This is a genomic window from Streptococcus australis (genome assembly GCF_040226615.1).
GTDB classification, from domain to species: domain Bacteria; phylum Bacillota; class Bacilli; order Lactobacillales; family Streptococcaceae; genus Streptococcus; species Streptococcus australis_E.
The window spans coordinates 52,791-64,875 of sequence record NZ_JBCOAT010000004.1; the positions used below are offsets into that span (position 1 = coordinate 52,791).

12 protein-coding genes are annotated in these 12,085 nt (G+C 43.2%); 10 read left to right on the forward strand and 2 right to left on the reverse strand.

From position 1 onward, the window contains the following. Positions 1 to 11 precede the first annotated feature (11 nt). The 10 genes from ABT997_RS05105 to ABT997_RS05150 all read left to right on the forward strand — a co-directional run bounded on the left by ABT997_RS05105 (position 12) and on the right by ABT997_RS05150 (position 9,917). The gene (locus ABT997_RS05105) at positions 12 to 806 is read left to right on the forward strand and encodes a hypothetical protein (protein WP_343093945.1); all 795 of its coding nucleotides are present in this window, start codon (positions 12 to 14) and stop codon (positions 804 to 806) included. 209 nt (positions 807 to 1,015) lie between these two features. After that, complete coding sequence (locus tag ABT997_RS05110; RefSeq protein ID WP_343093944.1) at positions 1,016 to 1,747, forward strand: hypothetical protein; 732 nt, start codon at positions 1,016 to 1,018, stop codon at positions 1,745 to 1,747. A gap of 10 nt (positions 1,748 to 1,757) precedes the next feature. Beyond that, positions 1,758 to 2,504, forward strand: a complete 747-nt coding sequence (locus ABT997_RS05115) for a hypothetical protein (protein WP_343093943.1) — start codon at positions 1,758 to 1,760, stop codon at positions 2,502 to 2,504. A 260-nt stretch (positions 2,505 to 2,764) separates the two neighbouring features. Next, a complete protein-coding gene (locus tag ABT997_RS05120) occupies positions 2,765 to 3,433 on the forward strand; it encodes a hypothetical protein (protein ID WP_129269862.1) in 669 nt (222 codons plus the stop codon). A 69-nt stretch (positions 3,434 to 3,502) separates the two neighbouring features. After that, the gene (locus tag ABT997_RS05125; RefSeq protein ID WP_129822539.1) at positions 3,503 to 4,417 is read left to right on the forward strand and encodes a hypothetical protein; all 915 of its coding nucleotides are present in this window, start codon (positions 3,503 to 3,505) and stop codon (positions 4,415 to 4,417) included. A gap of 209 nt (positions 4,418 to 4,626) precedes the next feature. Then, complete coding sequence (gene dapD, locus ABT997_RS05130; RefSeq protein WP_350018898.1) at positions 4,627 to 5,325, forward strand: 2,3,4,5-tetrahydropyridine-2,6-dicarboxylate N-acetyltransferase; 699 nt, start codon at positions 4,627 to 4,629, stop codon at positions 5,323 to 5,325. Positions 5,326 to 5,388: 63 nt separating this feature from the next. Next, the gene (locus ABT997_RS05135) at positions 5,389 to 6,522 is read left to right on the forward strand and encodes an N-acetyldiaminopimelate deacetylase (protein ID WP_350018899.1); all 1,134 of its coding nucleotides are present in this window, start codon (positions 5,389 to 5,391) and stop codon (positions 6,520 to 6,522) included. Positions 6,523 to 6,534: 12 nt separating this feature from the next. Beyond that, entirely contained in the window at positions 6,535 to 7,074 is a 540-nt protein-coding gene (locus tag ABT997_RS05140; protein WP_350018901.1) for a 5-formyltetrahydrofolate cyclo-ligase, read from the forward strand. Further along, entirely contained in the window at positions 7,058 to 7,750 is a 693-nt protein-coding gene (locus tag ABT997_RS05145) for a rhomboid family intramembrane serine protease (RefSeq protein WP_350018902.1), read from the forward strand. Before ABT997_RS05140 ends, ABT997_RS05145 begins: the two co-directional genes overlap by 17 nt. 220 nt (positions 7,751 to 7,970) lie before the next feature. Further along, positions 7,971 to 9,917: a C69 family dipeptidase gene (locus ABT997_RS05150; RefSeq protein WP_350018903.1), complete on the forward strand. Its 1,947-nt coding sequence runs from the start codon at positions 7,971 to 7,973 to the stop codon at positions 9,915 to 9,917. A gap of 166 nt (positions 9,918 to 10,083) precedes the next feature. Here ABT997_RS05150 and galU read toward each other — a convergent pair whose 3' ends face one another. Both galU and ABT997_RS05160 read right to left on the reverse strand, forming a co-directional pair. Continuing rightward, positions 10,084 to 10,992 carry a UTP--glucose-1-phosphate uridylyltransferase GalU gene (galU, locus tag ABT997_RS05155; RefSeq protein ID WP_048716624.1) on the reverse strand — a complete coding sequence of 303 codons (909 nt, stop codon included), beginning with the start codon at positions 10,990 to 10,992 and terminating at the stop codon, positions 10,084 to 10,086. Positions 10,993 to 11,053: 61 nt separating this feature from the next. Further along, positions 11,054 to 12,070, reverse strand: a complete 1,017-nt coding sequence (locus ABT997_RS05160) for an NAD(P)H-dependent glycerol-3-phosphate dehydrogenase (protein WP_350018904.1) — start codon at positions 12,068 to 12,070, stop codon at positions 11,054 to 11,056. Between the last annotated feature and the right edge of the window lie 15 nt (positions 12,071 to 12,085).

Sequence of the window (12,085 nt, forward strand, 5' to 3'; positions counted from 1 at the left end):
ATAGATGAAAGATGAATATGAATCAATCACAGGTACCATTTGGTGTGCCAGAAACTGGTAATCAAAAGAAGCCAGGGAAAGGTCTATTAATCGCTTGTGTTAGTGTTTTTGCAGTCTTAGGAGTCATTGCAGGTCTATTTCTTGGCCGTTCTTTTGGTGCAACAAATGCTAAAAGTAGCGAACCAGCCCTTCACCCAACAGCTGACGCAGGGGAATCAAAACGTGATCAGTCTGGGAAGTATATTAATCCGGAAGAAGCAGAATTTTCTTGGAACATTGATGATTTAGCTGATTTGGAGTTTGGGACATACGAAACTCCAGATTTAGGAACAAGCATTGAAGATGTCGTGGATGCACATGGCAAGGCTTTGAAAGGCACGTTTCGAAGAGATAAAATTGATTTAGAATGGGGCGAGTTAGACGAAGATCAGGATGATACGCTGCCTTCTTATCGTACTGTTCGTGAAATGCGCCTTACGTTTCAGAAGAATGGAGACAATTATTATTTAAAAGACCTCTATTATTCAGGAAATTATAAAGAAGCTGAGGATGATTTTATGACCTCATCTTACTATGATAAACTGAAAGTGGGAGATGCCAAAACTGGTAAGGATGGTGTATCCTACAAGGAAGTGATTAAGGATCATACTATTTCTAGTCTTTCAATGTCTGCAGAAGAGGACTACAAAACTCATGATATTGTGACTACAATGAGAGTATCTTTTAAATCCTCAAGTTCCTCTGAATATAGGTTGACTTTTGTGAGACAATCAGATGGTGATTTCCTCTTATCTGAAAAAGAATGATGATGAAGAAGGGCTCTTCATTCATTCTTTTCGAAAGATGTAAGGGAGGAAAAATCCATTCACTTAAAACCCTAAAAAGATCTGGAATAGTATTTTCAGATCTTTTTCTGTTCTAGCGAGGACTGGCTATTTATGGTATAGTAGGATATGTTGACAAAGGAAACACGTGTGAACAGTTGGACGGAAAGGGATACAGATACGATCGCAGAATGGATAATGTAAAGGAAACAACAAGAAAACATCTGAAGACCCTCTTAGCTTTCATCCAAAAAAGAGGGATTATTTTCGGGGTCCTCGCAATGCTGGGCGTAGGCTACGGCCTTGTTGCTTCTGGAAGGCCACAAGACCAGCTAAATCCAGACCAGCAAGTGACCTTTCGTAAGGAAGAAGCTTATCTGCAGGCCTTCCTGGCGAAATCAGATCGACCAGAAGTTGGGGTGCATTTGGAGGAATTGCTAGAATTTAAAATGGGAGATGGGACTGGTGGACCAAGCACCAAGGGGACGACACCAGAGACCCTGGTCAAAAAATTAGGGGGAGCCAAGCAAGCTCGGCTTGAATCAAAAACTAGAACGCAGCTCCTTCGTCTCAGCTATGGAACGACACAAGATGGTCGAGATAGATACCAATTTGAATTTACCCATATGAAGGATGGCTACTATCTAACAGCTATTCAGGGCTATCAACCAACCTCTAAGCAGAATATAGAAAGTAAACAGCTGAAAAAGGCAGCCTTGACCAGTCTTGCTAGTGGGAAAGAGAAGACAGGCATGAAACTAGAAGACATTTTACAAAAGGTTGGCTTGCCACAATCATTGCTTTTGAATCGTAAGGATGGAAAGACAGTTTTGGTCCTAACCTACCGTGCACAAGAGGGGCTCGTCTTTCTCACTTTGCAAGCCCAAAAAGATGCTCGCTATCATCTAGTCAAGGTCGAATAAGGAGGAGTAAATGGATACAGTCATCAAGAAGTTAACAATTCCTGGTCTCCTGCTGCTAGCGCTCCTCCTAGGGATGGGGTTAGAGGTCCTTAGTCATCCGCCGAAAAGTTCTACAGCGATAAGTGAAATAAGGAACTTATCAACTTTTAAAGCGAAAGAATTTCAAGGGGAGCGACTCTTAAAAGAAACGAATGAAAAAAAGGATTCGCCATGGACCTTGGACCAGATCGAGCGCTTCCCTCTGTCGATAAAGAACCAAAACGGTAGCCTGAAGCAGACTGGAAGTCGCCTGGAGACCCTTCTGAAGGAAATGGGGCACCCCCAAGAGAAAGTTCTCTTTCAATCTACAGCAAGTAAGCAACCCAGTCTCTCCCTGCTCTATCGATGGGACGATAGGGGAAAGGGAGCCTCCATCCGTTTGCTTTTTAGCAAGGGGGCTGATGGGAGCTATCTGCTAGAAGAGATCGACGCCAGTCTAGCCAATCTAGACCGGGAGGGGAACAAAGCTTTTTCAGAAAAAGTTTACCAGAGCTTAGAACCTGGAGAAAAGATGGATCTGAAAGCACTTCTAGGTAGCTATCAGGGCTTACAATCCTTCGTTCGACACCAGATCGGGCCTGATCAGGAAGGTTTTCAACTATCCTATCAGGATGAGAAGGGGAAATCTTATTTATTAGAGATTGAAATAATGGATGGTTCTTGCTATTTGTTGCGAAAGAGCCAGGTGGACTCTCAAGGGATTACAAGTCTTACCTGATAGAGGGGAGAAATTGAATGGAAAAAGGTAGAAAGATTCAGAGAGAATGGACTAAGGTCCCAGGTGGAAATAAAATCTCTTCAGAGCTCTCTTCAAAAAGTAATCTGCAGAATGATAGGATGGAACTACCAAGCAGGGTCAAAGAAGCAAAAACAGGGAAGCGAAATGGTGGAGAGAATCTTCAAAAAAGTGTGCTTAAGAAGTCTTACTTAGCTCATTTCTCTATTTTCTTCAAGCTAGTGCTAGGAGGTCTGTTCCTCTTGTTCCTTTTTAACATTGTGTCTCGATATGTGAAATCACCTGCGCATGATTCTCACTCTGTAAAATTAAGCAAGGGGACAGAGGCTCGTTTATCAGATAAGGAATTTAAAAATCTTTTTAATAAAAACTCTCGCTATACAGACCCAAATCATAAAATTGATATCAATATAGAGGAGGTTGTCGCATACATTAGAAAAATTAATGATGCCAACCTTACTATGGATGATATTTTCAACCAATTAGGAAAAGCAAGAGATGGATATGTGAGTATAGACTCTGATGGTAGTCGAGGAAGTGTATTGACGTATCTCCTTACCGATAATAAAGCAGCACTGGACTTTGATTTTAGTGAAAAGGAGAATCGCCTCCTTCTGCATTCGATTCAGTATTTTACCCTAGAAAGCCAGAGAGAATCAACTGAAAGAACAAGTGATGATTATAGTGCTCTTATTCCTCAGCCAGGTCAAGAGGGGGTGGAGTTGATGGAAGCTATCAAAGAATTGGGAGTACCAGATTGGCTCTATTCCAGTTTTTTACCTGGGACGGAGGCTCAAATTGCTATCTCCTATAAAGCAAGTGATGAGATGCGAGTTACCTTGTATTTTGATCAAGATGGAGATTTTTTCCGTTTGGGAAGTATGACGAAATTAAAGGATAAAAAAGAATAACTAAAGTGAGAAGGAGGAGTCTCATTCCGTTTTCTTCCATCCTGAGAAACGAGAATAAGGGAGAGTGAAATGCAAAAAGGTAGAAAAATTCAACGAGAATGGTCAAAAGTGCCAGGGGGGAATAAAAAAGTACCGGAGGTGTTTTCAGAAGGTCAACCACAAGGAGAGGTATTTGAATCCAAAGATCAATTTGAGGAAGACAAATATTCGAGATCGGATCGAGTATACGCATCCCAAATGGGCCAGTTCAAAGCATCCTGGTTTTCTCGTCGCAGTGGTCTCCTGAAGCTAGGGATAGGTCTTGTCGTCATTGTGTGTCTCTTTTGTGGGGCTCTCCACTATGTAAGATACCTTTCCCATCAAAGAGATTCCTATTCAACCACTAAAAAGACTGAGAAGCTCCCAACAGATTCATCCGTAAAAACTGAATTTACATTTTTTGGAGAAGATTCTCCTTATATTGACAAGGACCACAGAATTGAATTGTCCATAGAGGATTTCATTTCTTTAGTGAGAAAAGCGAATGAACCTAATGTAACGCCAGAGCAGATTGTCGATCAGATTGGGAAAGCGGTCTCTGGTCACCTGTCCTCTAGCTCCGACGGTAGCCAGAGAATCGGATTAGAATATGAGCTCGTCGGGGATACAGGGCGCTTGTCTCTTAATTTTCTGAAAGAACAAGATTCTATGGAACTCAGTAGTGTGACCTATTATACTAGGAAAAGTTTTAGAGGAGAAGTCACGAAAACAAGTAAAGACTATAAGGCTTTGCAAGCTTCATCTGAAGAAGGTCTAGAGTTGACAGAAGCTGTAAAAGAATTAGGAACTCCTGACTTTATGCATAATAATTATGCTATTGGGGGAGTCAAACGAATTACAATCGTCTATACTACAAAGGATAAGATGAGTGTCTTTATGTCTTTTGATGAAACTGGGGGGAGATTCCGTTTGAAAAGTATAAGGAGTGTTGAGGATAAATCATAATCGATAAGATCATCTGAGAATTCCTATTTAGGGGTTGTCAAAAAATCCTGGCCTCTCTACTTGTCTCTATTGGTCCAGAACGTGTTGCTTTGATGAAATCTTTAGATGAGAAAGAATTCTTGCAAATTATGCTATAATAGTAAAATCTAAGAGTTCAAAAGGAGCCTATTTTCCTAGAGGACTGACTACATAGAACAAGAGGTATCGCCATGACTGCACAAAAAATGACTGCACAAGAAATTATCGCCTTTATAGGCAATGCAGAAAAGAAAACCAACGTAAAAGTGACCTTTGAAGGGGAATTGGCAGGAGAGCTTCCAGCATCCGTTGTAAAGCTAGGCAATGTCCTATTTGGAGACTGGAAAGAGATTGAGCCCCTTCTTGTCAACTTAACAGAAAACAAAGACTATATCGTAGAGCAAGATGGTCGCAATTCGGCGGTACCTTTGCTGGACAAGCGTTATTTGAATGCCCGGATTGAACCGGGTGCGATCATTCGAGATCAGGTGACCATTGAAGACAATGCGGTGATCATGATGGGAGCGGTCATCAATATCGGTGCTGAAATCGGTGCGGGGACCATGATCGATATGGGGGCTATTCTTGGTGGCCGTGCAACGGTTGGTAAAAATAGCCATATCGGAGCAGGAGCAGTCCTTGCAGGTGTCATTGAGCCAGCCTCTGCAGAACCAGTTCGTATCGGGGATAACGTCTTGGTGGGTGCCAACGCCGTCGTCATCGAAGGGGTTCAAGTTGGCAATGGCTCTGTCGTAGCAGCGGGTGCGATTGTTACCCAAGATGTACCTGAAAATGTAGTGGTAGCGGGTGTGCCTGCGCGCGTGGTCAAGACGATTGACGAACAGACACAACAAAAAACAGCGCTTGAGGATGTCTTGCGTAACCTTTAATAGAAGAATAAGAAAAGGAAGCTGGGGGATACCTCGGCTTCTTCTCAAAAGAGGAAGATAGATATGACACTTGATTTAGTAAAAATTCGGCGAGATCTGCATCAAATCCCAGAAATTGGACTAGAAGAATTCAAAACACAAGCCTATCTCTTGGAGCGTATCGCTGAAATTACCGAAGGAAAAGAGTTCGTCGAGCAGCGGACCTGGCGGACGGGGAGCCTGGTTTTTCTGAAAGGATCCAATCCAGAAAAGACCATTGGCTGGAGGACGGATATCGATGGACTGCCCATTATCGAGCAAACTGGCCTTGGCTTTGCCTCCCGCCACGAAGGTCGGATGCATGCCTGTGGCCATGATGTTCATATGACCTTAGCCTTGGGCTTGTTGGAGCAATTGGTTCAAGAACAGCCTAAGAACAATCTCTTATTCCTCTTTCAACCAGCCGAGGAAAATGAAGCTGGAGGCATGCTTATGTATGAAGATGGGGCCTTTGGAGACTGGCTACCTGATCAATTCTACGGCCTCCATGTCCGTCCGGACTTAAAGGTAGGCGAAATCGCGACCAATCGGGGGACGCTCTTTGCAGGAACCTGTGAAGTGAAGCTGACCTTTAAAGGAAAAGGTGGACACGCCGCCTTTCCCCATGAAGCCAAGGATGCCCTGGTCGCTGCCAGCTATTTTGTCACCCAGGTTCAAACCATTGTCAGCCGCAATGTCGATCCTATCGAGGGAGCGGTTGTAACTTTCGGTTCCATGCATGCGGGGACGACCAATAATGTCATTGCGGAGACTGCCTTTCTGCATGGGACCATCCGGACCCTGACCATGGAAATGAACCTCTTGACCCAGAAGCGACTTGAGACGATTGCCAGAGGGGTTGCAGATGTTTTTGATATGGAGCTAGATCTTGAACTTAAGCAAGGGGGCTATTTGCCGGTGGAAAACAATCCGGACTTGGCAGATGAACTGATGACCTTCTTTGATCAAGCAGAAGATGTCACCTTGATTGATATCCTACCCGCCATGACTGGAGAAGATTTCGGCTATCTCTTGTCAAAAGTAGATGGGGTCATGTTCTGGTTAGGAGTGGACAGTCCTTATGCCCTTCATCACCCTCAGATGAGTCCCAAGGAAGAAGCCCTGCACTTTGGTGTCAAAGCCATTAGTCCTTTCTTGAAAATGAAAGCCAACCAATAAAGAGAGACGGAAATGAAAGCAAGTATTCGAAAAAGTATATTGAAGAAGATGAAAGGCTTGGAGCCGGAGAACAAGCGAAAGGCTGATCAAGCCTTGATTCAGCGGTTGCGCTCTTTGCCAGCTTACCAAGAAGCAAGCGTTATTGCGACCTATTTGTCCTTCCCGCATGAGGTGGATACGAGTTTTCTGATTGATGCAGCTCAAGAAGATAGCAAACAAGTCGTCATCCCAAAAACCTATCCCAAAGGGCGCATGGAATTTGCAGTCTATGATCCGCAGAAATTGAAACCAACAGCCTTTGGTCTCTTGGAACCAGAGGATGGGGCTCAAGTGGTAGATCAGTCGGAGATTGACCTGATCCATGTTCCTGGAGTGGCCTTTCAAAAGGATGGCTACCGTCTGGGTTATGGAGGAGGCTATTACGATCGCTATTTGGCAGATTTCGACGGAGCGACCGTCAGCACTATCTATGCTTGCCAGGAAGTAGACTTTTCACCTGCTCCCCATGATATTCCAGTACAGGAGGTTCTTGTGGATGAATCAACTATTTGATAAGAAATACCCGGTGACCAGTAGCTTGCTCCTATTAACAACCGGCGTTTTTCTAGCCATGTTATTGCTTCGTGGCTTTGACTATGAATCGGTCCAAACTGTTTACGACTTTGGGGGTGTCTTAGGGGCGGAAATCCAAATGGACCCGAGCCAGAGCTGGCGTTTGCTTGCTGCCATGTTTGTTCATGTTGGCTTGCAACACTTTGTTTTGAACATGGTTACCCTCTATTTTATCGGAAGAATCGCAGAAGATCTATTTGGCTCGAAGGCCTTTTTAGCTCTCTACCTCTTATCCGGCTTAATGGGCAACCTTTTTGTATTGGTTTTTTCTCCTCTTGCTGTTGCAGCTGGGGCTTCTACCGCCTTGTTTGGTATCTTTGGTGCCATTGCCAGTTTGCGCTTTATCGCTCGAAGTCCCTATATTCGCTATCTGAGCCAACGTTATACTTCCTTGATTCTGATCAATATCCTCTTTAGCTTTATGCCGGGGATCAGTCTAGCCGGTCACTTAGGAGGCCTGGTGGGAGGAGGGATTCTAGCTTTTGTCTTTCCCGTTTATGGTGAGCGAGATAGCTTGAAAAAAAGCTGGCGCTTGGTAGCTCTGTTTCTTTATACAGCTGGGGCCATCCTTCTTTATGCTTGGCCTTTACTTGCTCATCCTTTTTATGATTTGTAACGAATTTGTAAATTATCTGAAAACTGAGTGAAGTCTCAGTTTTTTTGTATATAAAATCCAAAAATAAGCAGCTACACTCAAAAAGTTGCTCGAAAAGTGAATAAAGACAACATAGGAAAGCGCTTGCAAAAAGGATTGAAAAGGAGTAAACTAACAATTGTAAATATCTTTCTTATCCATTCATAAAGTGGATAAAATATTAAATAAAAGGAGATTTGCAATGAAAAAATGGTTAATTAAGCTCTCGTTAGTAGCGATGGCTATATTGCTCCTTCCGTTTCAAGCTGTTGAGGCTTGTTGTGGATTTATCATTGGCCGTCAGTTGACCAAGGATGGTACCACCTTGTTTGGTCGGACTGAGGACTATCCTTATTATCCAAACGGCGGAAAACACAACAAAAACTATGTTGTTGTTGATGCTAAGAATTATAAGGAAGGAGACCAAATTCAGGACGAATCCAATGGTTTCACCTATCCTCATGCTGCCAGCGAAATGAAATACACAGCTGCTTATGATTCCGCTCGTGGAGATGGTAGCAATGGTGCATTTGGGGAACATGGCTTTAACGAAGCGGGTGTTTCCATGACTGCCACTGTTACAGCAATTCCAAATAAAAAGGTATTAGAAAAAGATCCACTGAAAGCAGATGGACTTCCAGAAGCTGCTATGCTCGACGTAATCTTACCTCGTGCAAAAACAGCTCGTGAAGCAATCGAATTACTTGGAAAAGTTATCGAAGAAAAGGGATCAGCTGAAGGAAATACAGTTGTAGTTGCTGACCAAAACGAGACATGGTATATGGAAATTCTTTCTGGTCACCAATATGTAGCGGTGAAGGTGCCAGAAGATAAATACGCAGTCTTTGCGAATACCTACTACCTAGGTCATGTTGATTTGAATGACAAGGAAAATGTGATTGCTTCGAAAGATGTTGAAAAAGTAGCAAAAGAATCAGGAAGTTACAAGACCGATAAAGATGGCAACTTCCATATTGCTAAATCTTACGGACCTGAAAAATATGCAGAAGGGGACCGTTCTCGGACTTATGCAGGGATTACAGTACTTGATCCAGAGTCTAAAGTGACTTACGAGGATGACGAATACGAACTATTCCGTTCTCCAACTGATCCAAATAAGAAATTTACTTTAGAAGATGCCTTTGCTATGCAACGGAATCGCTTTGAACACTTAAATGGTCGCTTCGTACCGGACGATCAAATTGGAGTGAAGAAACAAGGTGACAATGGTGCAAACGACACGGTTCGCAAGGATCAATACAAATATGCACTAGGGAATGAAAACGTTATCGATGCCCATGTCTATCAAATCAATCCAAAACTACCAAAATCATTTGGTGGTACAGTTTGGTTAGGAATGGGGCCATCACGGAACACTCCATATGTCCCATTCTATGGAAATGTGAAAGACACTTATGAAGCCTTTAAACCACAAACAGAAACCTATGATCCAAATTCTTGGTATTGGACTGTTTGGCATATTGACAACATGGCAATCAACAATCAAGATATCTTTGGAAAAACCGTCCAAGAACATTGGAAAGCACTAGAAAAAGGATTTATTGCTGATCAAGAGAAGAAGGATATTGAATATTATTCACTAAAAGATCAACCAGAAGCTGCAAAAGCTGCTGAAGATAAAGTAACGAAAGATTCACTTGACTTGTCTGATCGTCTTTTCCAACACTTCAAAGATTATGAAAAATTAATGGAAAAACAATTAGAGGCAGCTGGACGCAAGTCAGATCCTTATCGTGCTTCTAAACCAGATAATTATAAAGATCCTGAAGAGCCTAAGAAACCAGATACACCAACAGTTCCAGAAAAACCACAAATCAGTGAAGATGCGAACAAAGTTTACATCCCGGCTCCAAATTATAGAGCTACCCCTTCTAATAAGGATATTCCTGCTAATGCAGAAGGAAATCCAAATAATCGCTTTGGCTATGCTGCTAACAAGGATAAGCAACCAGTTGTATCTCCTAAAGTAGAAACTCCTGTGAAACCAGAAGAAACTGTTCAAGCTCCAACTGAAGCTCCTGTAGCAGGAAATAGTGTAAACAATAATAATCGCTTCGGATCTAATTTCAATCCAAGCGAAATCGAGACTTACCCAAATACAAATTATTCTTACAATGTTCATCCTTAAAAAATAGAATCAGATAAAATAGTTGAACAAGAGAATAAATGAAAGAAGCTGGACTTTTTATCCAGCTTCTTTTTACAAGAAAAAAGAGATTGACCATTTTGTAAAGTGGGGGACCACTTACACCATATGGTCAGTCTCTTTTACATCCTTCAGATTCGTAAATGGTTTAGTTCGAAGTTTGTTCAGATGTTTCTAATTTTTTTCCAAGATCAATGATGTATTGTTTGAGATCATCTTTAACCTGTGGGTGTTTCAAGGCATAATCAATAGATGTTTTCATGAAACCAAACTTGTCCCCCACGTCGTAGCGTCTGCCCTTAAATTCGCGGGCAAATACTCGTTGGGTCTTGTTCAAGGTATCAATGGCATCAGTCAATTGGATTTCATTTCCAGCGCCCGGTTTTTGGTTTTCCAAGATTTGGAAAATCTCTGGAGTCAGCAAGTAACGACCGATAATGGCAAGGTCACTCGGTGCTTCCTCAGGTGCTGGTTTTTCGACAAAGGTTTCAACGCTATACAGTCCCTTGATGCCTTCCCCTTGAGGAGCAATGACTCCGTAGGCAGAAACCTCTTCATGGGGAACTTTCATGACAGCAATAGTAGAAGCATGTGTCTCATCATAGTCATTCATCAATTGCTTGGTGAGAGTAGTAGCTGTATCATCTGTGATATCCATGAGGTCATCTCCCAGCATCACGACGAAAGGTTCATTCCCAACGAAGGCCTTGGCTTGAAGGACAGCATCTCCAAGTCCACGCGGATGTTTTTGACGAATGAAGTGGAGGCGCATCCCGGTAGTTTCATCGACCAGTTTCAACAGGTCATTTTTTCCTTTTTCCTTGAGGTTGTACTCAAGTTCGAAGTTTGAGTCGAAGTGGTCTTCGATCGAACGTTTTGATTTACCAGTGACAACAAGAATGTCCTCGATGCCAGCCTTAAGGGCTTCCTCAACGATGAATTGGATGGTTGGCTTATCCACGATTGGCAACATTTCTTTGGCCAAGGCTTTGGTTGCAGGTAGGAAACGCGTTCCAAGTCCGGCCGCAGGAATGACTGCTTTCCTAACTTTTGTCATAATAATTCCTTTCTAACTAAAGAATGATTGGTTGTTGAACTGATTGGCAAGGAAAAATTCCTTAGTTCCACTCATTTTCTTCTTTAAATTCGTTGTTCATCATGAAGTTAATGGCTTCGCGAATGTCTTGCCCTTCATAAATTACTTGGTAGATGGCTTGTGTGATCGGCATGTAGACATCTAGCTCTTGGGCCAGTTCGTAGGCAGCCTTAGTGGTGGAAATTCCTTCGATGATCATACCCATGTTGGCTTCGATATCTTCTAGTTTTTCACCGCGACCGAGGGCATCCCCCGCTCGCCAGTTACGAGAGTGGATGGAAGTGCCTGTCACGATCAGGTCCCCAACTCCGGATAGTCCACTATAGGTCAAGGGGCTAGCCCCAAGTTTCACTCCTAGACGGGTAATTTCAGCTAGGCCGCGCGTGATGATGGCAGCCTTGGCGTTGTCTCCGAATCCAAGCCCGTGGAGGGCTCCAGCTCCGACTGCGATAATATTTTTCAGGGCACCGGCTGTCTCTACTCCGATTACATCTGTGTTGGTATAGAGGCGGAAGTAGTGATTGCTGAAGAGCTCTTGAACGTAACGAGCTGTTTCTAAATCCTTAGAAGCTGCTGTGATCAGAGTAATGTCGCGAACGATGGTTTCTTCAGCGTGACTTGGACCAGATACGACCACAATCTCGCTACGTAGAGAAGCAGGGATTTCCTCTTCTAAGATTTGAGAAATCCGTTTGTGACTGTTTGGTTCTAATCCTTTGGAGGCGTGCATGACCTTGACAGGATGGTCCAAGAGTTCAGCTACTTGCTTAGCAACGAGTCGTGTCACCTTGGTTGGGACGACAAAGAGGACCGCATCTGCTCCAGAAAGGGCTTCATCCAAGTTGTGGTAAGCCTTGATCCCTGAATCTAGCAGGACATCCTTAAAGTAGCGTTTGTTGGTATGTTCTTGATTGATTTCGTCGATTTGTTCTGGGAGGTTTCCCCAGATCCGCACTTCATGGCCATTATCGTGGAGGACTTGAGAAAGGGCAGTTCCCCAAGAACCAGGACCGATGACCGCAACGGTTTGTTTATCCATAGTATCTTCCATTTC